20 protein-coding genes, 1 pseudogene and 2 riboswitches are annotated in these 25,020 nt (G+C 66.5%); of the genes and pseudogenes, 13 read left to right on the top strand and 8 right to left on the bottom strand.

From position 1 onward, the window contains the following. The first annotated feature begins 196 nt into the window (after positions 1 to 196). A complete protein-coding gene (locus QF036_RS02390; RefSeq protein WP_307098889.1) occupies positions 197 to 1,210 on the top strand; it encodes a pirin family protein in 1,014 nt (337 codons plus the stop codon). Positions 1,211 to 1,235: 25 nt separating this feature from the next. Then, positions 1,236 to 1,583, top strand: a complete 348-nt coding sequence (locus tag QF036_RS02395; protein ID WP_307098891.1) for a GNAT family N-acetyltransferase — start codon at positions 1,236 to 1,238, stop codon at positions 1,581 to 1,583. 67 nt (positions 1,584 to 1,650) lie between these two features. Here QF036_RS02395 and QF036_RS02400 read toward each other — a convergent pair whose 3' ends face one another. Beyond that, positions 1,651 to 2,655 (bottom strand): LacI family DNA-binding transcriptional regulator, encoded by a 1,005-nt coding sequence (locus QF036_RS02400; protein WP_307098893.1) that lies wholly within the window; start codon positions 2,653 to 2,655, stop codon positions 1,651 to 1,653. A gap of 54 nt (positions 2,656 to 2,709) precedes the next feature. Next, complete coding sequence (locus QF036_RS02405; RefSeq protein ID WP_307098896.1) at positions 2,710 to 4,062, bottom strand: MFS transporter; 1,353 nt, start codon at positions 4,060 to 4,062, stop codon at positions 2,710 to 2,712. A 204-nt stretch (positions 4,063 to 4,266) separates the two neighbouring features. On the opposite strand from QF036_RS02405, the gene hisD reads away from it, so the two are divergent. From hisD to QF036_RS02420, 3 genes are read left to right on the top strand one after another with little or no spacing between them, the layout of a single operon-like run. Beyond that, positions 4,267 to 5,613, top strand: coding sequence for a histidinol dehydrogenase (gene hisD, locus QF036_RS02410; RefSeq protein WP_307098898.1), 1,347 nt, complete (start codon positions 4,267 to 4,269; stop codon positions 5,611 to 5,613). A 10-nt stretch (positions 5,614 to 5,623) separates the two neighbouring features. Next, the gene (locus tag QF036_RS02415) at positions 5,624 to 6,370 is read left to right on the top strand and encodes an SDR family NAD(P)-dependent oxidoreductase (protein ID WP_307098900.1); all 747 of its coding nucleotides are present in this window, start codon (positions 5,624 to 5,626) and stop codon (positions 6,368 to 6,370) included. A 33-nt stretch (positions 6,371 to 6,403) separates the two neighbouring features. Then, positions 6,404 to 7,369 carry a 3-hydroxyacyl-CoA dehydrogenase family protein gene (locus QF036_RS02420; protein ID WP_307098902.1) on the top strand — a complete coding sequence of 322 codons (966 nt, stop codon included), beginning with the start codon at positions 6,404 to 6,406 and terminating at the stop codon, positions 7,367 to 7,369. Between the two features lie 37 nt (positions 7,370 to 7,406). Here the strand turns inward: QF036_RS02420 and QF036_RS02425 are convergent, their stop codons facing one another. From QF036_RS02425 to gcvP, 6 genes are all read right to left on the bottom strand, one after another. Then, positions 7,407 to 7,979 (bottom strand): MOSC domain-containing protein, encoded by a 573-nt coding sequence (locus tag QF036_RS02425; RefSeq protein WP_307098904.1) that lies wholly within the window; start codon positions 7,977 to 7,979, stop codon positions 7,407 to 7,409. A gap of 38 nt (positions 7,980 to 8,017) precedes the next feature. Next, positions 8,018 to 9,025, bottom strand: coding sequence for a lipoyl synthase (lipA, locus tag QF036_RS02430; RefSeq protein ID WP_307098906.1), 1,008 nt, complete (start codon positions 9,023 to 9,025; stop codon positions 8,018 to 8,020). Positions 9,026 to 9,047: 22 nt separating this feature from the next. After that, positions 9,048 to 10,445 carry an L-serine ammonia-lyase gene (locus QF036_RS02435; RefSeq protein ID WP_307098908.1) on the bottom strand — a complete coding sequence of 466 codons (1,398 nt, stop codon included), beginning with the start codon at positions 10,443 to 10,445 and terminating at the stop codon, positions 9,048 to 9,050. A 64-nt stretch (positions 10,446 to 10,509) separates the two neighbouring features. Continuing rightward, entirely contained in the window at positions 10,510 to 10,893 is a 384-nt protein-coding gene (gcvH, locus tag QF036_RS02440) for a glycine cleavage system protein GcvH (RefSeq protein ID WP_307098910.1), read from the bottom strand. 29 nt (positions 10,894 to 10,922) lie between these two features. After that, complete coding sequence (gene gcvT, locus QF036_RS02445; RefSeq protein ID WP_307098912.1) at positions 10,923 to 12,071, bottom strand: glycine cleavage system aminomethyltransferase GcvT; 1,149 nt, start codon at positions 12,069 to 12,071, stop codon at positions 10,923 to 10,925. Between the two features lie 121 nt (positions 12,072 to 12,192). Then, complete coding sequence (gene gcvP / locus QF036_RS02450; RefSeq protein WP_307098915.1) at positions 12,193 to 15,057, bottom strand: aminomethyl-transferring glycine dehydrogenase; 2,865 nt, start codon at positions 15,055 to 15,057, stop codon at positions 12,193 to 12,195. A gap of 149 nt (positions 15,058 to 15,206) precedes the next feature. Then, a riboswitch (glycine riboswitch) is annotated at positions 15,207 to 15,307 on the bottom strand. 261 nt (positions 15,308 to 15,568) lie between these two features. Continuing rightward, positions 15,569 to 15,666, top strand: a riboswitch (glycine riboswitch). Between the two features lie 148 nt (positions 15,667 to 15,814). Here gcvP and cycA point away from each other — a divergent pair. The 8 genes and pseudogenes from cycA (at position 15,815) to QF036_RS02490 (ending at position 24,967) form a co-directional block, all read left to right on the top strand. Further along, positions 15,815 to 17,306 (top strand): annotated as a pseudogene (cycA, locus tag QF036_RS02455) (D-serine/D-alanine/glycine transporter). Then, positions 17,303 to 18,205: a formyltetrahydrofolate deformylase gene (purU, locus tag QF036_RS02460; RefSeq protein ID WP_307098916.1), complete on the top strand. Its 903-nt coding sequence runs from the start codon at positions 17,303 to 17,305 to the stop codon at positions 18,203 to 18,205. The pseudogene cycA and the gene purU overlap by 4 nt, the downstream one beginning before the upstream one ends. 31 nt (positions 18,206 to 18,236) lie before the next feature. Then, positions 18,237 to 19,046, top strand: coding sequence for a methylenetetrahydrofolate reductase (locus QF036_RS02465; protein ID WP_307098918.1), 810 nt, complete (start codon positions 18,237 to 18,239; stop codon positions 19,044 to 19,046). 202 nt (positions 19,047 to 19,248) lie between these two features. Beyond that, positions 19,249 to 20,697: a GntP family permease gene (locus tag QF036_RS02470; protein WP_307098919.1), complete on the top strand. Its 1,449-nt coding sequence runs from the start codon at positions 19,249 to 19,251 to the stop codon at positions 20,695 to 20,697. Between the two features lie 55 nt (positions 20,698 to 20,752). Beyond that, complete coding sequence (locus QF036_RS02475; RefSeq protein ID WP_307098922.1) at positions 20,753 to 22,003, top strand: CaiB/BaiF CoA transferase family protein; 1,251 nt, start codon at positions 20,753 to 20,755, stop codon at positions 22,001 to 22,003. Continuing rightward, complete coding sequence (locus tag QF036_RS02480) at positions 22,000 to 22,992, top strand: hydroxymethylglutaryl-CoA lyase (protein ID WP_307098923.1); 993 nt, start codon at positions 22,000 to 22,002, stop codon at positions 22,990 to 22,992. The genes QF036_RS02475 and QF036_RS02480 overlap by 4 nt, the downstream gene beginning before the upstream one ends. Before the next feature lie 2 nt (positions 22,993 to 22,994). Continuing rightward, the gene (locus tag QF036_RS02485; protein WP_307098925.1) at positions 22,995 to 23,984 is read left to right on the top strand and encodes a 2-hydroxyacid dehydrogenase; all 990 of its coding nucleotides are present in this window, start codon (positions 22,995 to 22,997) and stop codon (positions 23,982 to 23,984) included. After that, positions 23,981 to 24,967 carry a glycerate kinase gene (locus tag QF036_RS02490; protein WP_307098927.1) on the top strand — a complete coding sequence of 329 codons (987 nt, stop codon included), beginning with the start codon at positions 23,981 to 23,983 and terminating at the stop codon, positions 24,965 to 24,967. Before QF036_RS02485 ends, QF036_RS02490 begins: the two co-directional genes overlap by 4 nt. The last annotated feature ends 53 nt before the right edge of the window (positions 24,968 to 25,020 follow it).

The raw sequence follows: 25,020 nt of genomic DNA on the forward strand, positions 1-25,020 counted from the left end.
AAAGGATGATCCTGGTTCCGCCGGTCCCGAGTCTGTGGGCGACGAAGCCGTGATGCTGCGCCGGCCGTCGGTGCGACGCCGTACTAAGGAGTGCCATGCTCAACCCGTTTTTCCTGGACAAGTACGATCCCGGCAGCTGGAAGGCCCTGAACGGGGTGGCCCTGAAGGGTTGCCAGCTCCGCGGCGGGGTGATGGCATGAGCAACTTGGAGACCTTCCCCGAGGAGATCGTGTGCACCGAGGGGGACCATGCGGAAGCGGTGGAATTCCTGGCACCCCGGATGGTTCCTTTGGGCGGGCCCCGCGCCATGCCAGTGCGGCGGACCCTTCCCCAGAAGCAGCGCAGCCTCATCGGCGCCTGGTGTTTCTTGGACCACTACGGCCCGGACCTCGTCCCGGAATCAGGGGGTATGAAGGTTCCGCGCCATCCCCACACCGGCCTGGCGACCGTGAGCTGGCTGTTCACCGGCAACGTCGCCCACCGCGACTCGGCCGGGTACGAGGCAATCGTCCGCCCCGGGGAGGTCAACCTCATGGTCGCCGGGCGCGGGATCTCGCACCAGGAGTTCTCCACCCCGGATACAGGCGTCCTTCACGGCGCCCAGCTCTGGTACGCCCTGCCGGAGGAAACCAGGAACATGGCCCCGACCTTCCAGCACTATGCCCCGGAAGCCGTGCAGGGAGAAGGCAGCGAGCTGCGTGTCTTCCTCGGCTCGCTGGCGGGGTCGTCCTCGCCCGTCACCACCTACACGCCGCCGCTGCTGGGCGCCGAGGCCGTGCTGCACGCCGGTGGACGGCTCGAGCTGGACCTGGACCCGTCCTTTGAGCATGGAATCCTGCTCGACACCGGCGAGGTTTCCGTCGACGGCACGCCTATGGCGGTGGACCACCTGCACTATCTCCGCCCCGGGCCGAGCAGGGTCGCGCTGGAGGCCGGGCAGACGCCGGCCCGGGTGCTGATACTCGGCGGAGAGCCTCTTGGAGAACAGATAGTGATGTGGTGGAACTTTGTCGGGCGCACCCACGAGGAAGTGGTCGCCTACCGGGCGGCCTGGCAGGCAGAGATCGGCGCCGAGCCGGCCGACGCTCCTGCTGGCGACACCTACCCGGACGGTGCCCCGTTCCCCCGCTTCGGGCCGTTCCCGGAAGGGTATCCGGCGCCGCTTCCTGCCCCAGCTTTGCCCAATGCCCGGCTTCGTCCCCGCGGCTAACCGACCATCCAACCCAGGAGGACTCTTGGAACAGCAAACAACCCTGACCGTCCAGAATGCACCGCAGCGCCGTCGCTACGAGCTCCGCGACGGCGACACCGTCATCGGCAATGCGCATTACCTCCCGTATGACGGGGGACGGGGGCCCGAGCGTATTTTTTACCACACGACCGTCAGCGAGGACTACGCCGGGCGGGGCCTTGCCGCTCGCCTGGTCCAGGATGCCCTGGACGATACGCTGGACGCCGGCATCGCCGTCGTGCCCGTCTGCCCGTACGTCAAGCTATGGCTGCGCAAGCACCCGGACTACCAGCAGCGCGCGACCCCTGTGCACCCCGAGCACCTCGCCGCCCTCGAGAACGCGCAGCGGTAACGAACAGCAGCGTTCGCTGCGCTGTGGCAGCGCCCGGCGCAGGGCGCGGCTACGGACCCGCCCGCCTTTACCGCGCTGCCGCTTCGACAAGTCGGGTGCTGCCGCGGACGATCAGGTCGCACGGGAAGTCCACCCGCCGTGGCGGCTGCCCAGGCGTGTGGATGCGGTCCAGCAGCATCCGCGCCCCCACGCGGGCCATCTCCCGGCTGGGCTGGCGCACCGTGGTGAGGCTGAAGGAATCCCAGGCCGCCATGTCGACGTCGTCGTAACCGATCACCCAGCACTCCTGCCCCGGGACCCGGTTGGCGCGCAGGGCATCGAGGGCGCCGAAGGCCATGAGGTCGTTGGCGCAGAAGACGGCCTGTGGCCTGTCGGCGCGGGCGAGCAGCCGGTTCATGACCTGCGCGCTGACGTCGTGGGAGAACCCGCCCTGGAAACGGAAATGCTCCGGCACGGCGTGCCCCCGCTCGGCCATCCTGCCCAGGAAGCCCTGGGCACGCTCACGTGACGTGCTCGCGTTTTCAGCACCGCCGATGAAGGCCACCCGAGTCCTGCCGTTGTCCAGGAGGTAATCGGCGACGGCGGCGCCCCCTTCGGTGTTGCTGCTGGAGACCTGGTCGCAGTCGAGGCCCTCCACCACGCGGTTGATCAGCACGATGGGGCTTTTCTTCTCAATGGCCGCCTGCAGCTCGACGGAATCCTCCGTCGCCGTCGTGAAGATGACCCCGTCGACGGCGTGTTCCCGGATGGCCTTCAGCGCGTCGTGGTGGCTGCCGCCTCCCGCGTTCCAAATGACCACCCGAAAGCCCGCCGTGTCCAGTTCCCGGCTGAGTTCATCGAGAACCTCCGGATAGAACGGATTGGTCAGGTCGGCGACCACGACGCCGATGGTGTTGGTCCGCCTGGTCTTCATGGCCTGTGCACCGGCATGCGGCACATAGCCCAGTGTCTCCATGGCCGCCTGCACCCGCGCACGGGTTGCAGGAGACAGTTTCGCGGAGGAGGACATTACCCGGGAGACCGTAGCCTGTGAGACGCCGGCCAGCTCTGCCACATCACGGCTTGTGACCATCGGTGCGTTCTCCTTGTTTCCTGGCGCGGCTCACGCCGGCGTGTTGATGCCAGCCTACCGGCCAGTTGTGGGGTCGTGCTCGGCGCTCAGGCCGCGCCGCAGGCGCACCCGGGGCGCCGTCTCGGGGGACCAGAGCGCGCCGACGATGGTGATTACCGAGGTGACGATCATGTACAGCGCAACCAGCCAGTACCGGTCAAAGTCCGGGCCGATCAGCGCCGTGGCAATCAGCGGTGCGAAGCCGCCGGCGAAGACCGCGGCCACCTGCGGGCCAACCGACGCTCCGGAGTAGCGGAGCTTGGGCTCGAAGAGTTCGGTGAAGTAGGCCGGTTCCACCGAGTAGCAGAGGTCGCGCCCGACGTTGCAGGTCAGGATGAGGACCAGCAGCACCATCAGGAAGTCGCCCGTCTGCACGGCCCAGAAGAACGGGAAGGCCATCAGGAGCATGGTTCCTGCGCCCGCGATCACGGTGTAACGGCGGCCCCAGCGGTCCGAAACCCAGCCCCAGAAGGGAATCGAGAAGATGCCCAGCCCGGCCATGATCATGGTGGCCAGCAGAATGCTGTTCTTTTCCAGCAGGATTGCCGGGCCGTAGGCCAGCAGGAACGTGGTGTAGATGTAGTAGTTGGCGTTCTCCGCGAACCGCATCATGATGACCTTGAGGATGGTCAGCGGGCGGGTCTTGATGACCTTGACCACCGGTAGCTTCTCGATCTCGCCCTTGCGCTTGATTTCCTCGAAGGCGGGGGATTCGTCCACGTTGCGGCGGATGTAGAAGGACAGCACCACCAGCAGGATGGAAACCAGGAACGGGATGCGCCAGCCCCACGCCATGAAGTCCTGCGGGGAGATCAGACCGCCCATAATGAAGAACGCCCCGTTGGCCAGCAGGGTCCCGGCCGGAACGCCGATCTGCGGCCAGGAGCCGAAGAATCCGCGGCGCTTGGCCGGGGCGTATTCGGTGGCCATGAGGGCAGCCCCGCCCCACTCGCCGCCGACGCCGATGCCCTGGATGATCCGGAGCAAGACCAGGAGGATGGGCGCCGCGATGCCGATGGTGGCAAAGTTCGGCAGGCAGCCGATGAGGAAGGTGCCGGCGCCCATCAGGCCAAGGGTCATCATGAGCATCTTCTTGCGGCCGATGCGGTCGCCGAAGTGGGCAAAGATCACTCCGCCCAAGGGGCGAGCAGCAAAGCCGATGGCATAGGTGCTGAACGAGAGCAGGATGCCGGCGAACGGGCTTACCTGCGGGAAGAACTGGGTGTTGAGGATAATGGCGGCAGCAACGCCGTAGACGTAAAAGTCATACCACTCGATACAGCTGCCAAGCACCGAGGAAACCAGGGCCTTGCGGCGCATCTTCGGATCTATAACCGGCGGTGCTGCTGTTGTCACGGGGGTGCTCATTCAGAGACTCCTTTGTCTTCGTCCGGACAGTGAGCGCAGCCACATCGGCTGCCTCGTGACCAGCAGTGTATACGTATTCAAAAAGAAGACACAAGCCCTTGCTAGCAAAAATGTATACGTATACACTCATCAATCATCCAGTCCTGCGGGTCTGGCCCGGGCGCTCCAAAGGTCGCCCATCAATGAAGATGGAAAGGTACCCTGATGACCGTTACAACAGCACTTACCACCGGCGTGGACTCCACCTTGCTGAAGGAGCCGGCCCGCAACAGCGTGGCCCGGGGGAGCACCCCGGAGGTACGCGCCACCGTGGAATCCGTCATTGCGGACATCCGGGAGCGCGGCGACGAAGCTGTCCGCGAGTACTCCGCCAAGTTCGACAAGCACGCCCCCGAATCCTTCCTGCTGAGCCAGGAACAGCTCGACGAGATCATGGCCCGGGTTCCGGAGCAGGTCATCGAGGACATCAAGTTCGTCCAGCAGCAGGTCCGCGTGATGGCCCAGAAGCAGCTTGAGTCGCTGTCCGACTTTGAGATCGAGACCCTCCCCGGCGTTTTCCTGGGGCAGAAGAACGTTCCCATCCAGGCCGCCGGAGCCTACATCCCCGGCGGGAAGTACCCGCTCCTCGCCAGCGCGCACATGACCATCGTCACCGCCAAGGTGGCCGGCGTCGAGCGCGTGGCGGCGTGCACCCCCCTCATCCAGGGCGAGGTTCCGGACGCCACTGTGGCCGCAATGCACCTGGCCGGCGCCGATGAGATCTACCTGCTGGGCGGCATCCAGGCCGTGGCCGCGCTGGCCATCGGTACCGAGACCATCAAGCCGGTGAATATGCTGGCAGGGCCGGGCAACGCCTTCGTTGCCGAGGCCAAGCGCCAGCTCTTCGGCGAGGTCGGCATCGACCTCTTCGCCGGACCGACCGAAGTCCTGATCGTGGCCGACGAGCACGCCGACCCGTTCATTGTCGCCGTCGACCTTCTCTCCCAGGCCGAGCACGGACCAGACTCCCCGGCCGTCCTGATCACCACGAGCGAGGACCTGGGCCGTAAGGTCATCGAGCACATCGACGCCATCCTCGTGGACATGCCCACCCGCGACTACGCCGGGGCAGCCTGGCGCGACTGGGGTGCCGTGCACGTGGTGGAAACCCTGGACGACGCCTACGCCCTGGCCGATGAGTATGCCTACGAGCACGTCCAGATCCTGACGCAGAACCCCCGCGAAGCACTCGAAAAGATGCACGACTACGGCGCCCTGTTCCTCGGGGAGGGTACCTGCGTCTCCTACGGCGACAAGGTGATCGGCACCAACCACGTGCTGCCCACGCGCGGCGCGGCCCGCTACACCGGCGGCCTCTGGGTCGGGAAGTACCTGCGCACCGTCACCTACCAGGAAGTGACCAACACCGAATCCAGCGCCTTTTTCGGCGAGTTGTGCGGCCGTGCCTCCAGGGTGGAGCGGTTTGAGGGCCACGCCCGGTCCGGAGACGTTCGTGCAGCGAAGTACCGCGGCACGTCGCTGCCCTGGTCGGACCACACCTTCGACAGCTAAGAGGACCTAAGTGCTGAATTTCCGCCTGGACGGCAAAAAGGCACTGGTGACCGGGGCGGGCCGCGGTCTCGGCAAGGCCATCGCTGATGGCCTTGCCGAGTGCGGCGCCACCGTCTACGGAACCAGCCGCGACACCGAAAGTGCCAAGCAGATCAGTGAGCGGTACGGAACCCCGCCCCTGGTCGTGGACGTCACCGACACCACCGGCATCGCCGGGTTCGTCGAATCCCTCCAGCAGGCCAGCGGCGGCATTGACCTGCTGGTCAACAATGCCGGCGTCAATGTGCCCAAGCCTGCCGTGGAGCTCACCGAGGAAGACTGGGACAGTGTCTTCGACACCAACCTCAAGGGCGCCTTCTTCCTGACCACGGCGGTGGCGCGGCGCTGGATGGACTCCGGATCTGCCGGCGCCATCGTCAACATCGCGTCCCAGGCGGGGATCGTGGGAATCGAGGACCGGGCGGCGTACGGCACCAGCAAGGCGGGGATGATCCACCTCACCAAGAGCCTGGCCTTGGAGTGGGCCGCCGCGGGAATCCGGGTAAACGCTATCGCTCCGACGTTCGTCAGGACTGAACTGACCGCGTCCACCCTCAGCAGACCGGACTGGGCGGAAGAACTGCTGTCCCGGATCCCGGCCGGCCGCTTCGGGGAACCTGAAGACATCGCGGGCGGGGTCGCGTTCCTGCTCAGCGACGCGGCGTCGCTCATTACCGGCCACACACTGACTGTCGACGGCGGCTACACGATCCGCTGACCCACATCTTGGCCTCTACATAGGAGCAGCAACATGGAAATCACGCAGACCATCACGGCCACGGCAGTGGTTGGTGCCGGCTACATGGGCGGCGGCATAGCGCAGGTCCTGGCCCTGCACGGGTACAAAGTGGCCCTGGGCGACGTCGACGGCGAGATCGCCGAGCGCGCCCGCGTCCGCCTCGTGGACCAAGCCCGGGACTTCGAAGCCCGGGGGCTGCTGCCTGCCGGCGCCGCTGAAACCATTGCGGCCAACCTTGCCGCTGCCGCCAGCATCGAGGATGCTGTTTCGATGGCAGACTACGTCGCCGAGGCAGTCCCGGAGGACCCGGTCATCAAGGCGGACATCCTCCGCCGCATCTCGTCTACCGCGCCGGCAGCGGCAATCATCGCGTCTAACGCCTCGGCCATTCCAATCGGGGAACTTGCAGCGTCCGTCACCGGCCCCGGGCGTTTCCTCGGTGTGCACTGGATGAATCCCGCGCCCTTCATCCCCGGTGTCGAACTCATTCCGGGACCGCAGACCTCGCCCCAGGTCATGGATCTCGCTGAAGAACTCATCCTGGCCCTCGGCAAGACACCGGCGCGGGTGGCGGACACTCCGGGATTCGTTGCCAACAGGCTGCAGTTCGCGCTGTACAAGGAAGCGGCCCGGATCGTTGAAGAAGGCGTGGCGGCCCCGTCCCAGATTGATGCGGTGGTCAGCAACACGTTCGGATTCCGGCTCGCCCTGTTCGGGCCTTTTGCCATCGGTGACATGGCCGGACTGGACGTCTACGAATCCTCCTACCGGACTCTGGAAAAGGCGTACGGCGAACGGTTTTCCCCGCCCGCGGCGCTGACTGCCGTGGTGGAGGAAGGAAACCTCGGACTGAAAACCGGCCGCGGTTTCCTGGACATCGACCCAGCCAGCAGGGAAAGCCTTGTCGCCTACCGGGACAGTGCCTACGCCCGGCTGTCACGGCTCCGGGCCGAGCTCGGCCAGGCCCCGGGACTGTAATCCGCGCCATGGCCGCAGCGGCAGAGAGTAAGGCAGCCTACGTCAGCCGGCCCGGCCGCAGCACACTCGGAACGCCTGCCAGTTCGGGCTCAAGCGGCACAGGGCTGACCAGCACCGCAGGCCCGCGGTGCAGCACGCCGTCGGAAAGCGCCTGGCAGCGCACGCCGCCGCGCCCCCGCATGGCGGCATGCGCCCCGGGGGCGAGCATGCGGTCCATCCATGCGCACGGGTGGGCGGGCCGTCCGCCTTTGAACCGCACTGCGTCCCCTTGGGATTCCAGGGTGAACTCCCGGCCGAGGAGCGGGGCCAGGTGTGCTCCCCTGACGATCACGTTGCGCCGGGTCAGCAGCGGGTCGAAGGGGCCGGCGTCCAGTTCTGCCGCCATGGCTTCGAGGGCCTCGACGGCGAACAGGGTGACCGCCGCGTCCATGTGCGCAGCCTTGCCGAAGAACCGGTCCCCGACGATGCCTTTACCGGCCACGATCTCCACCCGGTCGGCATCCGCCGTCGGCACATCAGCGGCGCCGTCCCGCGCGCGGCCGAAGTATGCGTGCGACGGCGAAAGGAGCAGATGCAGCACGTCCACGTCGTACCGGTACGTTTCGGTCATGCAATAACGCTATACCCGTGACCAGGCCGGCTCTGGTGTTACTGGTGTGCTGCGAGCAGGGAGCTGGCTTCCTGGCGGGTGGATCCGGAGGATTCGATGTGGGCGAGTTCGGCGGGGATTTCCCAGCCCTTTTTGCGCATCGCGGTCGCCCAGAGCCGGCCGGCCCGGTAGGAGGAACGGACCAGGGGGCCGGACATGACGCCGAGGAAGCCGATCTCCTCGGCCTCGGTGGCGAGGTCCACGAATTCCTGCGGCTTGACCCAGCGGTCCACCGGGAGGTGGCGTTCGGAGGGGCGCAGGTACTGGGTGATGGTGATCAGGTCGCAGCCGGCCTGGTGCAGGTCTTTCAGGGCTTCGGAGATCTCTTCGCGGGTTTCGCCCATGCCCAGGATGAGGTTGGATTTGGTGACCATGCCCAGGTTCCGGCCCTGGGTGATGACGTCCAGGGAGCGTTCGTAGCGGAACGCGGGCCGGATGCGCTTGAAGATCCTTGGCACGGTTTCGACGTTGTGCGCGAACACCTCGGGTTTGGAGTCGCAGATCGCGGCGATGTGCTCGGGTTTGCCGGAGAAGTCCGGGATCAGGAGTTCGACGCCGGTGCCGGGGTTCAGCTCGTGGATTTTGCGGACCGTTTCGGCGTAGAGCCAGACGCCTTCGTCCTCGAGGTCGTCCCGGGCGACGCCGGTGACGGTGGCGTAGCGGAGCTGCATTGCCTGGACGGAGCGGGCGACCTTGGTGGGTTCGAACCTGTCCACCGGGGAGGGTTTGCCGGTGTCGATCTGGCAGAAGTCGCAGCGGCGGGTGCATTCGGAGCCGCCGATCAGGAAGGTGGCTTCCTTGTCTTCCCAGCATTCGAAGATGTTGGGGCAGCCGGCCTCTTCGCAGACGGTGTGCAGGCCTTCCTTCTTGACCAGGTTTTTGAGCTGGACGAATTCCGGGCCCATCTGGACCTTGGCCTTGATCCAGTCCGGCTTGCGTTCCACCGGGGTGGCCGCATTGCGCTGCTCGATCCGCAGCATTTTCCGGCCCTCTGGTGCCAGTGTCATTGTTCTCTCTCCCTAGTACTAATCAGCAGGCCACAACGTTGACGGCGAGGCCGCCCATCGCGGTTTCCTTGTATTTGGAGCTCATGTCCTTGCCGGTCTCGCGCATGGTCACGATGACCTCATCCAGTGAGACCCGGTGCGAGCCGTCGCCCCACAACGCCATCTTGGCCGCATTGATGGCCTTGGCGGCGGCGATCGCGTTGCGCTCGATGCAGGGCACCTGGACCAGCCCGCCGATCGGATCGCACGTCAGGCCCAGGTTGTGTTCCATCGCGATCTCGGCGGCGTTCTCCACCTGCGCCGGCGTGCCGCCCATGACCTCGGCCAAGCCGGCTGCCGCCATCGACGACGCCGAACCCACCTCGCCCTGGCAGCCCACCTCCGCGCCGGAAATGGACGCCTGCTCCTTATAAAGCACCCCGACGGCGCCGGCGGTCAGCAGGAACTTCACCACCACGTCATCGCGGTCCTCCTGGGTTGCCTGGTCCATGCCCGGCGCGAAGTGCAGCGCGTAGTAAAGAACAGCCGGGATGATGCCCGCGGCGCCGTTCGTCGGGGCAGTCACCACACGCCCGCCCGAGGCGTTCTCCTCGTTGACCGCCAGCGCGATCAGGTTCACCCACTCCTGCCAGTACTTGGGGTCCCGGTCCTTGTCCTCCTTGAGGAGGCGTTCGTGCCAGTCGGGGGCACGACGGCGGACCTTCAGCCCGCCGGGCAGCAGCCCCTCCCGCTGGAGGCTGACCTCCACACAGCCTTCCATCACCGAGTAAATATGCAGCAGGCCTTCCCGGATCTCCTCCTCCGACCGCGAGGCACGCTCGTTGACCAGCATGACCTCGCTGATGGACAGGCCCTGGGCGCCGCAGTGCTCCAGCAGTTCCGCGGCGGTCCGGAACGGCAGCGGAAGCTCCTTCTTGGACTCATCGAGCTCCTTCAGGGCCGCATCCTCCTCGCCCTCGCGGACAATGAACCCGCCGCCCACGGAGAAGAACGTCGCCTCGTGAAGCACGTTCCCCTCGGCGTCGGACACCGCGAACGTCATGCCGTTCGTGTGCCGCGGCAGGATGGTCAGCGGCCGCAGGACCATGTCCTTCACCCCGTAGGGCAGGGCGACGGACCCGGCCAGCTGCAGGGTCCCGGTCGCGTCGATCGCAGCCAGCCGCTCCTCGACCTCATCGGGCAGGATCAGCTCGGGATGGAAGCCCTCCAGGCCCAGCAGGATCGCCGTCATGGTTCCGTGGCCGTGCCCTGTCGCCGCGAGGGATCCGTACAGGTCCACCCGCAGCGACGCCACCTGTTCCAGCACGCCGGAGGACGCCAGTTCCTCGGAGAACACCGCCGCAGCCCGCATGGGTCCAACGGTGTGCGAGGACGAAGGGCCAATCCCAATGGAAAACAGGTCAAAGACGCCAACAGCCATGGTCGGTTCCTAACTGGATAGTTGTGGTCGGTTCGGGCTGGGGAGGTGGACTTGCCAGGGGGAGTTACAGCTCGCCGCCGTTTGCTGTTGCGTATTCCTCGGCCGACATCAGCGGGCCCTCTTCGGTGACGGCCACCTTGAACAGCCAGCCGGCGCCGTAGGGGTCGCTGTTGATCAGGGCCGGGTCGGCGACGACGCCGTCGTTGATCTCGGTCACTTCACCCGTGACCGGCGCGTACAGGTCGGAGACGGACTTGGTGGATTCCACCTCGCCGCAGGTTTCGCCTGCCGTGACGGTGGAGCCGACCTCGGGCAGGTCCACGTACACGATGTCGCCCAGGGCATCGGCCGCGACGGCAGAGATCCCGATCCCCACCGGCCCGGCCCCGTCAGCAGCAACCCATTCGTGCTCGGCGGAGTACTTCAGTTCAGAAACAACTTTGCTCATGTGACTTTCCTTTGAGGTTTAAGTGCTGGTTACTTGGAGCGCTTGTAGAACGGCAGTGCCACCACTTCGAAGGGCTCTGCCTTGCCGCGCAGGTCGACGTCCAGGATCGTGCCCGCCTCGGAATGCTCGACGTCGACGTACGCCATCGCGACCGGGTAGCCGAGGGTGGGGGAGGGCTGGCCGGAGGTGACTTCGCCGACCAGCATGCCGTCCTTGAGCACCGGGTAGTGGCCGCGGGCGGCGCGGCGGCCCAGGCCTTTGAGGCCCACGAGCTTTTGGCCGATGGTGGAACCGACGCCGGCTGCCTTGATCGCGGCCAGCGCCTCCTTGCCCACGAAGTCGCTTTCCTTTGCCAGTGACACCACCGGGCCCAGTCCCGCGGCGTAGGCATTGACGTGGCGCGAGAGCTCGTTGCCGTAGAGCGGCATCCCGGCTTCCAGGCGCAGCGAGTCGCGGCAGGCCAGGCCTGCCGGGATGAGCCCATGGGCGGCGCCCGCATCCAGCAGCGCCTGCCACAATCCGGCAGCATCCTCGTTCGGGATGTAGATCTCGAAGCCGTCCTCGCCGGTGTAGCCGGTGCGCGCCAAGAGCAGGGTATGTACAGTGCCGTTGACGGTAAGCCCTACCTCGACGGCGGCGTAGTACTTCAGTTCAGTGACAAGCGTGTGCTGTTCGGTGGGAACCAGGGTCAGCAGGATCGCTTCTGCGGCGGGACCCTGGACGGCGATGAGCGAGGTCTCGGCGGAGGCGTCCGCCACGACGACGTCGAAGTTGGCGGCCCGTTCGGCCAGAGCCGCGGCTACCACCTTGGCGTTGCCGGCGTTGGGGACCACGAGGTATTTGTCGACGCCTTCCTCGGAAGATGGGCGGCGGTACGAAATCAGGTCATCGATGATGCCGCCGTCGGCGTCGCACATCAGTGAGTACTTGGCCTTGCCAACGGCGATTGCGGACAGCTTGCCGGCCAGGGCATAGTCCAGGAAGGCGCCGGCATCCGGGCCGGTCACCCAGACTTCGCCCATGTGGGAGAGGTCGAACAGGCCGGCCGCGTTGCGCACGGCGTGGTGCTCGGCGAGCTCGGAGGTGTACTTGAGGGGCATCTGCCAGCCACCGAAGTCGGTGAAGGACGCGCCGGCCTTCTTGTGCTGGTCGTAGAGCGCGGTGTAGTTCTCGGTCATGTGAAAGTCCTTTCAAGTCCGCTGATCGAGCTTGTCGAGATCCAGGGTTTCGACAGGCTCAACCAGCGGGGTTTCGACAAGCTCAACCAGCGGGGTTTCGGCAAGCTCAACCAGCGGAGAGTTAGTTTTCGAAGTCTTCGAGAGGCGGGCAGGAGCAGACCAGGTTCCGGTCGCCGGCCGCGCCGTCGATGCGGCCCACCGGCGGGAAGTACTTGTCCTGCCTGAGCGAGGGCACGGGGAACACGGCCTGCTCGCGCGGGTAGGAACGGTTCCAGGCGGAACTGACGACGGCGGCTGCCGTGTGGGGCGCGTTCCGCAGCGGGGAGTTCTCCACGGTGAAGTCACCGCTGGCGACCTGCTCAATTTCGGCGTGGATGGTGATCATCGCGTCGATGAACCGGTCGATCTCGGCCAGGTCCTCGGACTCGGTGGGTTCCACCATCAGTGTGCCCGCCACCGGGAACGCCAGGGTGGGCGCGTGGAAGCCGAAGTCGATCAGGCGCTTGGCCACGTCCTCGGCGGTGACGCCGGTCCGGGCCGTGAGTTCGCGCAGGTCCAGGATGCACTCGTGCGCCACCAGCCCGCTGTCTCCCGTGTAGAGGACCGGGAAGAACTCGTTCAGCCGGGACGCGACATAGTTCGCCGCGAGCAGCGCGGACTTGGTGGCCTCGGTCAGGCCGCTGCCGCCCATCAGCTTCACATACGCCCAGGAGATGGGCAGCACGCCCGCCGAACCGAACCGCGACGCTGAAATGGCGACGCCTGTTGATCCGATAGGGCCGGCCTCATGCGCGGCCTTGTTCGCATCGCCCGGCATGAACGGGGCCAGGTGCGCCTTCGCGGCCACCGGGCCGACGCCCGGTCCGCCGCCGCCGTGCGGGATGCAGAAGGTCTTGTGCATGTTCAGGTGGGACACGTCGCCGCCGAACTTGCCGGGCTGCGCGAGCCCGACGAGCGCGTTGAGGTTGGCCCCGTCCACGTAGACCTGGCCGCCGGCGGCGTGGATGGCGTCGCAGACCTCGCGGACGTCGGCATCGTACACGCCGTGCGTGGACGGGTACGTGATCATGATCGCCGAGAGAACATCCCTGTGCGCGTCAATCTTCGCGTACAGGTCGGCGTGGTCGATCGTGCCGTCGGCAGCCGTGGCCACAACTACAACTTTCATGCCGGCCAGCACGGCCGAGGCGGCGTTGGTGCCGTGCGCCGAGGCCGGGATCAGGCAGACGTTGCGCTGGTCGTCGCCGCGGGACAGGTGGTAGCCGCGGATGGCCAGCAGCCCGGCGAGCTCGCCCTGCGAACCGGCGTTCGGCTGGATGGACACCTGGTCGTAGCCGGTGATCTCGGCGAGGTCCGCTTCCAGGCCATCAATCAGTTCCCGCCAGCCTGCGGTCTGGGAATCCGGTGCGAACGGGTGGATCGAGGCGAACTCCGGCCAGGAGATGGCTTCCATCTCGGCGGTGGCGTTCAGCTTCATGGTGCAGGAGCCCAGCGGGATCATGGTGCGGTCCAGCGCCAGGTCGCGGTCGGAGAGCTTGCGGATGTAGCGCAGCAGCTGGGTTTCGGAGCGGTGCGTGTTGAACACCGGGTGCTGCAGGTAATCGGAGGCGCGCAGCACGGCTTCGGGGAGTTCAAAGCCCGCTGCGTCCCCTACCGGACCGGCGCCGAAGGCGACGGCTACAGCGGAAAGTGTTGCCGCCGTCGTCGTCTCATCAATGGAGACGCCCACGGTGTCCGCGTCGATGAGGCGCAGGTTGATGGCGCGGGCCTCTGCCGCTGTGATGACCTTGGTGGCCTTGCCGGGCACGCGCACGGTGAGGGTGTCGAAGAAGGAATCGCTGACGAGTTCGCGGCCTGCCGTCCTGAGCGCGGTGGCGAGGACACGGGCGTTGTTGTGGACGGTCTCGGCGATTGCCTTCAGGCCGTCGGGGCCGTGGTACACGGCGTAAAAGGACGACACGATAGCCAGCAGCGCCTGGGCGGTGCAGATGTTGGAGGTCGCCTTCTCGCGGCGGATGTGCTGCTCGCGGGTCTGCAGCGCCAGGCGGTAGGCGGGGGCGCCGGCGTTGTCCTTGGAGACGCCAACGATGCGGCCCGGGAGCGTGCGCTCCATGCCGGTGCGCACTGCCATGTAGGCAGCGTGCGGGCCGCCGAAGAACAGCGGCACCCCGAAGCGCTGGGCGGTTCCGACGGCGATGTCCGCGCCCTGCTCGCCCGGAGGCGTGATCAGGGTCAGGGCGAGCAGGTCAGCGGCCACCGTGACCAGCGCGCCGCGCTCCTTGGCGGCGGCGATGACGCCGGACTGGTCCCACACCCGGCCCGAAACGCCGGGCTGCTGGAGGACGATGCCGTTGATGTCGCCGTCGGGAAGTCCCTGGGACAGGTCCGCAATTTCAATCTCGAAGCCGAGTGCCTCGGCCCGGCCCTGCACGATGGCGATGGTCTGGGGAAGGCAGTCGGCGTCCAGGACCGTCTTGCCGTCCTTGGCCCCTGCCGACTTGTTGGCCCGGCGCATCAGCAGCACGGCCTCCGCGACGGCGGTCGCTTCATCCAGGAGGGAAGCGTTGGCGACCGGCAGCGCAGTCAGGTCCTGGACCATGGTCTGGAAGTTCAACAGGGCCTCGAGGCGGCCCTGCGAGATCTCCGGCTGGTACGGCGTGTACGCGGTGTACCAGGCGGGGGCTTCGAGGACGTTGCGGCGGATCACCGGGGGCGTCACGGTGTCGTAGTAGCCCTGGCCGATCATCTGGACGGCGGTCTTGTTCTTGGCGGCCAGGCGGCGGAGCTCGGCCAAGACTTCAACTTCGCTCAGCGCAGCGGTGAGCAGCAGGGGGTTCTCTTGGCGGATGGACGACGGGACGGCGGTATCAACGAGGCCATCGACCGAGTCATAGCCGATGTTCTTGAGCATGGTGTCGATATCGGCCTGGCGGCGGGCGCCGATATGCCGGTCGGCAAAGGTTGATGGAAGCGATTGAATCGTCATGAGGAACTCCAGGTTTGGCCTGCCACGTGTGGCACGGCATGGTTTGGGTTCCTCCCCGCTCTGTATTGGACCTGAGAGATTCCGCGGACATGGTTCTCCGCTTGCACCGTCGGTGAGCCAAACGAGGTTTGGCTGCTTTCCAGAGTTGCCTAGCCGCGGCGGTACGGGGGCCTGAGAGATTCCTGGGGAGGATTTGCTCCTACGGCGCCTGCCCGGTGAATGACTGGGAGGACTCTCCCGCCACGGTTCGAAAGGCTATGAAGATGTGGGTGATTCGGATCACAAGATACCGGACAATCCGGTCCAGGCCAAATCGGAGCCATGCATGGGTGTCCCCACGTTTCCTTCTGCGGCCCGGCAAGGCAGCTGAATCGGCCGCCGTTTGACATTTCTTCGTGACCGAGACCACACTGAACCGGTGGCCAGCGGGGCTGCGCTGACCGGCACGTGCCGGCAAGACGGCCGCTGCCGGTGCGCATAAATTTTTTCTCGACATAATTGAAAATGCTTACGATCTGCGGCGGGAGAGTCCTGCCGGTACGTTCAGCAGGCGCCGTAGGAGCAAACCCTCCCCAGGAAACTCTCAGGCCCACGTACCGCCGCGGCGAGGCAACTCTGGAAAGCAGGCAGGCGCGTCCTGTCTCACCGACGGTGCAAGCGGAGAACCATGTCCGCGGAATCTCTCAGGTCCCATACAGAGCGGGGAGGAACCGAATCAGTGTGGCCATTCAAGGCCACTTGAACGATGGAGTTCCTAATGACGATTCATCCTCCTGCCTCCACGGCCGGTGAGGCTCCCCGCCTGGAGCGGCAGCTGAGCAACCGGCACATCCAGCTCATCGCCATCGGCGGTGCCATCGGCACGGGCCTGTTCATGGGCTCCGGCAAAACCATTTCCGCAGCCGGGCCGTCCGTGATCTTCGTTTACATGATCATCGGCTTCATGCTCTTTTTCGTCATGCGGGCCATGGGCGAGCTGCTGCTGAGCAACCTGAACTACAAGTCTTTCAGCGATTTCGCCGCTGACCTGCTGGGCCCGTGGGCGGGGTTCTTCACCGGATGGACCTACTGGTTCTGCTGGGTGATTACCGGAATCGCGGACGTCATCGCCATCGCCGGCTACTCGAAGGAACTCTGGCCGGGACTGCCCCTCTGGATCCCCGGCCTGGCCACCGTCGCCATCCTGCTGCTACTGAACCTCACCACAGTCAAGGCATTCGGCGAGACTGAATTCTGGTTCGCATTGATCAAGATCATCGCCATCGCCGCGTTGATCGTGGTGGGCATGTTCATGATCTTCACCGGCTTCCAGTCCGACGCCGGGCCCGCCACCTTTACGAACCTGTGGAGCCATGGCGGCTTCTTCCCCAACGAATTCATGGGTTTTGTGGCCGGTTTCCAGATCGCCGTGTTCGCCTTTGTGGGCATTGAACTGGTCGGTACCACGGCGGCAGAGGCCAAGAACCCGGAGAAGAACCTTCCCAAAGCCATCAACTCCATCCCGGTGCGCGTGCTGCTCTTCTACGTGGGCGCCCTTATCATCCTGATGTCCGTCACGCCGTGGACCCAGTTCGCCGCCGGCCACAAGCCCGTTCATTGCGATGTTCTCGCTGGCCGGACTCGGGGCCGCCGCCACGGTGGTCAACCTCGTGGTGCTGACCTCGGCCATGTCCTCCGCCAACTCCGGGATCTACTCCACCTCGCGCATGGTCTACGGCCTGGCGCAGGAAGGCGACGCGCCGGCCGTCTTCGGCAGCCTGTCCCGCCGCAAGGTACCCAATAACGCCCTGTTCCTGTCCTGTGTGCTGCTGCTCTCCGGAGTGGTGCTCATGTACGCCGGCCAGGACATCGGCAAGGCGTTCGACATGGTCACCACCGTTTCGGCTGTCTGCTTCGTCTTCGTCTGGTCGATCATCCTCGCCAGCTACATCGCCTTCCGGCGCCGTCGCCCGCACCTGCACACCGCCTCCAAGTTCAAGATGCCCGGCGGCATTCCCATGGTGTGGGTGGTCTTCGCCTTCTTCGCCTTCGTGCTGTGGACACTGACCACCCAGCCCGACACCCTGACCGCGCTGCTGGTCACACCCGTCTGGTTCGTCCTGCTCGGTGCGGCCTGGCTGATTCTGCGCCGCCGGCCCGCGCACCTGGCCCGCTACGCAGCCTTCCAGGATGAACTGCAGGCTGAGGAGAGCGCCGCCCGCGACCATGCGGGCCGGCGTCTCGAGGAGAAGGAAAGCGTCAAGGGATGATCAGGATAGAGGAAAAACCCTCATTTGCCGGCCAGGCCCCCGGAACCGGTGGGGAGTTTGTGCTGACCTTCCATTGCCCGGATTCCCTTGGAATCGTCCAGTCGGTCGCGGACTTCCTGCTCAAGCAGGAGTGCTACATCGTTGACCTTAAGCAGTTCGGTGACCGGAACGCGGGGCACTTCTTCATGAGGGTCCACTTCGCCTCGACGGGTGACGCCGCCGCCGTCGAACAGCTCCGGGACCGCTTTGCGCCGCTGGCAGGACAATGGAGCATGGACTGGCGCCTCGAACGCCATGACCGCAAGCAGCGGATCCTGGTGATGGTGTCCAAGTATGATCACTGCCTCAACGACCTGCTGGTCCGCGCCCGCAGCGGCGAACTTCCGGTCGAGATATTGGCGGTTGTGTCCAACCACCCGGACCTCGAAGGGCTCGCGGCCTGGCACGGGATCCCGTTCCACCACATCCCCGTGACGCCGGAGCGCAAGGCGGAAGCGGAGGCCGGGCTCCTGGAACTGGTGGACGTGTATGAGGTTGAGCTGGTGGTCCTGGCCCGCTACATGCAGGTCCTCAGCGACTCCGCCACCGCCCGGCTCACCGGCAAGGCCATCAACATCCACCATTCCTTCCTGCCCAGCTTCAAGGGCGCAAAGCCGTACCACCAGGCGCATGAGCGCGGAGTGAAGACGGTCGGAGCCACGGCGCATTACGTGAATTCAGAGCTTGATGAGGGACCGATCATTGCCCAGCAGGTGATTGAGGTCGACCACACGTACACGCCCGCGGATCTGGTGTCCGTGGGCAAGGATGCGGAGTGCAAGGCCCTGACGAATGCCGTGCGCTGGCACGCCGAAGGAAGAATCATCCTGTCAGGGAACCGGACGGTCATCCTTCGCTGACAAGCCCATCCAACCAGACCTGGAGTTGCTCATGACGAACCAATTGCCTTTGCGCCTGGAGATCATTCCCACGGACGGCATCATTCCCAAAGTCCGGGCCCAAGTTCCCGCCGGATCAACGCTGACCGTGACGTGCCTGCCGCACCATGGGGTTGGGGCCACTGTCCGGGCCTCGGTTGAGCTTGCCCAGCTTGGCTACGAGGTGATTCCCCATCTGGCCGCGCGAAGCATCGAAAGCCGGGCCCAGCTGGCGGGCATGCTCCGCGACTGCGAGGCTGCGGGGATCGCGGAGGTTTTCGCGATCGGGGGCGACGCTCCGGAGGCCGCCGGACCCTATGGCACCAGCAGCCGGCTCATGGAGGGCATTGCCGACCTGACCGGCGGGACCATGGCCATCGGCGTCGCCGGCTACCCGGAAGGCCACCCGAAGCACAACGAGCTGACGATGCTCGACGCGCTGCTGGAGAAACAGCATCTGGCCTCGAACGTGGTGACGCAGATGTGCTTTTCGGCACCCAGGATCGGCTGGTACGCCGAACTGCTGCGCCGCGAAGGTGTCGACCTTCCCATCTGGGCGGGCGTGGCCGGGGCCGTCCCGCGGGCCAAGCTGGTTTCGCTGGCCACCAAGATCGGGGTAGGTCCCTCGCTGAAGTTCCTGAGCCGCAAGGGGCCCCTCGCCCGCAGGCTCCTGAACGCCGGCAGCTATTCATCCCGGTCCCTGGTTTCCGAACTGGCCGCCATGGAACCTGCACTTGCGGGCATCCACCTCTACACGTTCAACAACGTCCAAACCCAGCCCGCCATGAGCGGGAGCTTCCGAGAAGGCACGAAGGCTTCCTGAACCGGGAATACTGACCCTACGCACGAACGCAGAAGGCGTCCGGCCACACGGCCGGGCGCCTTCTGCATTTTAAAGTTTTCCGAAACATCTTGCATCGTGAGCTGAAACCCATAATATGGGAACAGCGAATGTGTCGCTCCTCACGACCGACCCCTGCTCCCAAGCCTTCAGTGCGGAAGGCCCAACGATCGGATTCCCCAACATGCAAGACATCGCTGTCCTGATCAACACAGCCGTCGCGGTTCTCGCCGCCGTGCTGCTGATTGTCCGTTTCAGAGTCAACCCGGTCATCGCCCTGGTGGTCAGCTCTGTGTACCTTGGCCTCGCCGTCGGCCTCGGCGTCGAAAAGACCGTCAAAACCATCACCGCCGGATTCGGCGACATCATGGTGGACGTCGGCCTGCTCATCGCCTTCGGCGTCCTCATGGGCTCCATCCTTAACCAAAGCGGAGCCATCCGGCGCCTCGTGGAGCATCTGCTGAACACGTTTGGGCCCAAGCGCCTGCCCTACACCATGGGCCTGGCCATCGGAACGGTGCTTCAGTCCATCTTCCTGGACGTCCTGCTCGTCATCTCCGCCCCGCTCGCCCGCAAGCTGGCACCCAAAATCGGCAAACTCGGCACGGCACGCATGGCCACCGCCATGGCCATCGCCCTCGAATGCGGCATCGTCTTCACGGTTCCCGGCGTCGCGTCCCTTGCCCTGGCAGGCCTCCTGAACGTGCCGCTCGGCAAAATGCTGCTGTTCGGCCTGCTGCTTGTCATCCCCACCATCATCATCGCCATCGCCATCATGACATTCCTCTTCCGCCGCGGCTTCTGGAACGAAGCCAAGGATGAGGACCACACCTTCGTCGCCGAAGAGGACCGGGAGGGTGAAGAGGAAGGGTACGACGGCGGTGCTGGCCGCCCCGTTGCCGCCGGCACCGGCGCCAGCGGGCCGGGAACCAACGGAACCGCTGCCCAGGCCAGCGGCAGCGTTGCCGTGGCCGAACGCGAACCCAAGCAGTTCCCGCTGATCGTCCTGTTTGCGCCCCTGCTGACCTCACTGCTCCTCATCGGCGCGGGAGCCATCCTGCAGATCCTGAAGATCGACCTGCCCTGGCTGCAGCTCCTGGGCGAACCGGTCATCGCCCTGCTGATCGGCCTGATCGGCACCTGCCTCGTCACCCGCTCCGCCATCGGGCAGAAGCGCGTCGAGGAGGCCATCGCCGTCGGCTTCAAGGAGAGCGGCCAGATCCTGATCCTTACCGGTGTGGGCGGCTCACTCGCCGCGACCGTCGCCGCAGCAGGCCTCGGCCACATCCTCGGCGGCTTCTTCTCCGCGAGCACCGTCGCCCCGCTCCTGGTGGTCTGGGCCATCGCGGCCGTGCTGCACATCGCCGTCGGCTCCGTCACGCTGTCCGCCATCACCGCAGCAGGCCTGCTGGCCCCTATCGCACCCGTTATCGGCCTGGACCCCGTGCTGCTGGCGCTGTCGGCCGGCGCCGGATCACTGTTCATGGTTCACGTCACCAGCAACACCTTCTGGCTCCTGCAGTCGCTCCTGGGCCAGAGCGTGCGGGGTGCACTGAAATCGGTGACCGTCGGGGTTTCGGTGGCCTCCGTCGTCGCCATCCTGCTGATCCTGCCCATGAGCCTGCTGTTCTAATCGAACCTGAGACCCTGTGCGTTCCCGGCGTACGCCAACGAAAGAAGAAGACACCATGACACCACCACGCATCGCGCCCCTGGAAGGCATCCGGGTCCTGGAACTCGGAAACTACATCGCCGCGCCGACGGCTGGGAGGCTCCTCGCAGACTTCGGCGCCGAGGTCATCAAAGTGGAGCGGCCGGGAACCGGTGACGAGCTGCGCAACTGGCGCCTGCACAAGGGCGACACCTCCATGCTGTACCGGACCATCAACCGCAACAAGAAGTCCGTGGTGCTGGATCTGCGGACCGAGGCCGGAAAACAGGCGGTCCTGAAGCTCGCCGCCAGGTCGGACATCCTCCTGGAAAACTTCCGTCCCGGCACGCTGGAGAAGTGGGGCCTGGGCCCGGAGGTGCTCAATGAGGCCAACCCGGACCTCATCATCACGCGGATCTCCGCCTTCGGGCAGACAGGCCCGCTGTCCGCGCGTCCGGGGTTTGCCGCCGTCGCCGAAGCGTACGGGGGGTTCCGGAACCTCGTCGGCGACCCGGACCGCGCACCGGTCCGGGTGGGCGTTTCGATCGGGGACTCGATCGCCGGACTCTATGCCGCCTTCGGCTCCATGATGAGCCTGTACCAAAGGGAAGCACGACGGCGGGACACGGCCGGCGCTGTGCCGCTCACCGAGCGGATCATCGACGTGGCGCTCAACGAGGCCATGTTCTCCATGATGGAATCCCTGATCCCCGACTACCAGGCGTACGGTGTTGACCGGCAGCGTGTGGGCGGCCGGATGGAGGGGATTGCGCCTTCAAATGCCTATATCTGCCGGGACGGCGCCAGCATCGTGGTCGCCGGCAACGGGGACTCCATCTACCAGCGCTACATGCAGACCATCGGCCGCCCCGACCTGGCCGAAGACCCGGCGCTGCAGAGCAACGCCGGCCGGTGGTCCCGGCGCGAGGAACTGGACCAGGCCATCGGCGCCTGGACCGCGGAACTGGATGCCGCCGACGCCCTGGCAGCCCTGGACGCGGCCGGTGTCCCGGCCGGCCCCATCTACACAGCAGCGGACATCAGCACCGACAGCCAGTACGCCGCCCGCAACATGGTCCAGAAATTCGACGTCTCCACCGGCGAGGAGATCCTGCCCGGCGTCGGATTCCCGGGCATTGTTCCGGTGATCGGCGGCGAATCGCTCCCCATCCGGAACCTCGGCCCGGACCTGGGCGAAAACACCGCAGAAATCCTCGCCGGGCTCCTCGGCATGGACCCGGCAGAGATCAGTGCGGCAACCGGCCGCGAGGAGGCACTCCAGGCATGAACCAGCACGTAAACACCCTCGCTTCGACCCTGGGTGGCGCCATCCTGCGCGATGTCACGCTGCGGGACGGGCTGCAGCTCACCGGGAAAGTCCTGTCCACCGAACGAAAGCTGGAGACGGTCCGGGAACTGCTGCGCCTCGGCGTCCCGGCCATCGAGCTGGGTTCCATGGCCCGTCCGGACCTGGTCCCCACCATGGCCAACACCCTGGAGGTGGTCCAAGCCCTCACGCCCGAAGAGCTGGAGAGGTGCTGGATCTGGGTGGCCACCCCCGGCCATGTCGCCAAAGCTGCCGCCGCCGGTGCCCGCAACTTCCAGTACTGCCTCTCGGCGTCGGACTCGCACAACAAGGCGAACATCGGCCGCACCACTGACGAGAGCCTCGCCGCGCTGCCCCAGGCCGTGGAGTACGCACGGGCGGTCAACGGGCAGATCCAGCTGTGCATCGCGACGTCCTTCACCTGCCCGTTCGAGGGGACCGTGCCCGAGGAACGGGTCCTGGGGATTGCCAACGACCCCCGTGCGGAGGGAACCACGGACATCGTCCTCTGCGACACGCTGGGCCAGGCCATCCCTGCCCAGGTATCAGGTCTCATCCAGCGCGTCCGGGCGGAATCCCCGGCACGCCGGATCGTCTACCACGGCCACGACACCTGGGGCCTGGGCGTGGCCAACACCCTCGCCGCGATCCAGGCAGGTGCCGTCATGGTGGACGGCGCGCTCGGCGGACTTGGCGGCTGCCCCTTCGCCCCGGGCGCCAGCGGCAACACCTCCAGCGAGGACATCCTGTTCGCCACCCGGCCCGGCTGGGTGACTCCGGGAACTTTCGCGGAGCTCGTTGTCCTGTCCGAGAAGCTGCTCGCCGAACTGGGCGAACCCAACCGCTCCAAGGCGGCGCAGGGCGCCAGGTCCAAAGCCCCGGCGTTCGGCTGGGTCATCCCGTCGGACAGTCCCGCTTCCGTGACATCCTGCACGACGGGAGGTGAGTAGGCGTGGGCAGCAGCTTCCTGGTCACCACCGCCATCCCGGACCCCGGGCTGCAGCTGCTTTCCGACGCCGGCACGGTCACCGTGCTGCCGTCGCCTCCCGACTATGAGACGCTGGCAGCGCTGTGCGCCTCGGGCGAGTACGACGTCGTCCTCACCCAGCTGCGCGACGTCGTCGACGCCCCATTGCTGGGCAGCGCGCGGCTGAAGGGTGTGTCCAACTTCGCGGTTGGCTACAACAATATCGACGTGGACGCCGCCACCCGCCACGGCATTCTGGTGGGCAACACCCCCGGCGTGCTGACGGACGCGACGGCGGACATCGCCATGCTGCTCATCCTCGGCACCGCCCGCCGCGTGGTGGAAGCGGACCGGCTGGTCCGCGACGGAAAATTCCACGGCTGGGAACCCGAGCTGCTGCTGGGCCGGGACGTGTCCGGCGCGGTGCTGGGCCTGGCCGGGTTCGGACGGATCGCCCGCGCCACCGCCCGCCGCGCCCTGGGCTTCGGGATGGAAATCCTCTTCGCACCGCGGCCTCCCGGGAACCGGCCGGTCAGCGACGAGGAGCTGGGCGAATTCGCGGGGAAGGTGCGGCAGGTTTCCTGGGACGAGCTGGTGGAACGCAGCGACTTCCTGTCCCTGCACGTCCCGCTCAATGAGCAGACCCGGCACCTGGTGGACCGGGCGGTGCTGGAGCGGATGAAGCCCGATGCCATCCTGATCAACACCGCCCGCGGGCCGGTGGTGGACGAGGCCGCCCTGGTCGAGGCGCTCCGGGGCCGGGTCATCGCCGGTGCCGGGCTGGACGTGTTCGAGGACGAGCCGCGGCTCGCACCCGGACTCGCCGAGCTGCCCAACACCGTGCTGCTGCCGCACGTGGGCAGTGCTACCGTCCCGGTCCGCAGCGAGATGGCCCGCCTCAGCGCGCTGAACGCCGTCGCGATCGCCGAGGGACGCACCCCGCCGCACGCCGTCAACACCCTCACGGGCGCATGACCGTCCTGGTTGCCCCGGACAGCTTCAAGGGGACGTACCCGGCAGCGGAAGTGGCCGCGGCCATCGCCGCCGGCATCCGTGACGCAGGCGGGACGGCGACGGAACTGCCCGTCGCCGACGGCGGTGAGGGAACGTTCGACGCGCTGTGCAGCAGCCTGCAAGCATCGGCTGTTTCCGTCGTCGCGCAGAACCCCTGGGGTGAGCCGCTCGCGGCGACCATCGGGCTGGCAGCGGACGGAACCGCCGTCGTCGAACTTGCACAGGCCAGCGGCCTGACGGTGCCGAGCAGCGGACCGCGGGACGCGGTGTCGGCCAGCACCTACGGGACGGGCATGATGGTTTCCGCCGCGGTGGACGCCGGCGCCACGCACATCATGGTGGCGGCGGGCGGCTCCACCACCACCGACGGAGGAGCCGGTGCCGTCCAGGCCATCGACGACGGCGGCGGCCTCCGGGGTGCCCGGCTCACTGTGCTCTCCGATGTCACGTCGACCTTCCTGGAGGCGCCGCGGATTTTCGGGCCGCAGAAGGGCGCCGGCCCTGCTGAGATCGGACTGCTGGAACAGCGGCTCAGGCAACTCGCGGAGTCGTATCCCCGCAACCCCGTGGGCGTGCCGCGCACCGGGGCGGCGGGCGGCCTGTCCGGCGGATTGTGGGCGCACTTCGGCGCCGAGCTGGTGTCAGGGGCCGACGCCGTCCTGGATGCCGCGCAGTTCGACCGGCACTTGGGTGCCGCGGACGCCGTCGTGGTGGGTGAAGGGCGGCTCGATTCGCAGACCGGGGAAGGCAAGATCATCTCGGCCATCCTGGAACGGGTCCGCAGATCGGGGCGGACCATCCCCGTGGTGGCTGTGGTGGGGTCCGTCGCGGCGGACCTCGGCGCGTACGCCCGGAACTTCAGCGAAATACTCGTGGCCTCCGACGCCGCGGCGATGTACGCGGCGGGCAAGTCGGTGGCCGGGTACTCGGCGGCGCGGCTGTAGCGCTGCGGTTTGCCTGGGTCCCGGGGGTTCCCCGGTGCGGTTTTCCGCGGGGT

The organism is Arthrobacter globiformis, from assembly GCF_030817195.1.
In the GTDB taxonomy this organism is placed as follows: Bacteria; Actinomycetota; Actinomycetes; order Actinomycetales; family Micrococcaceae; genus Arthrobacter; species Arthrobacter globiformis_D.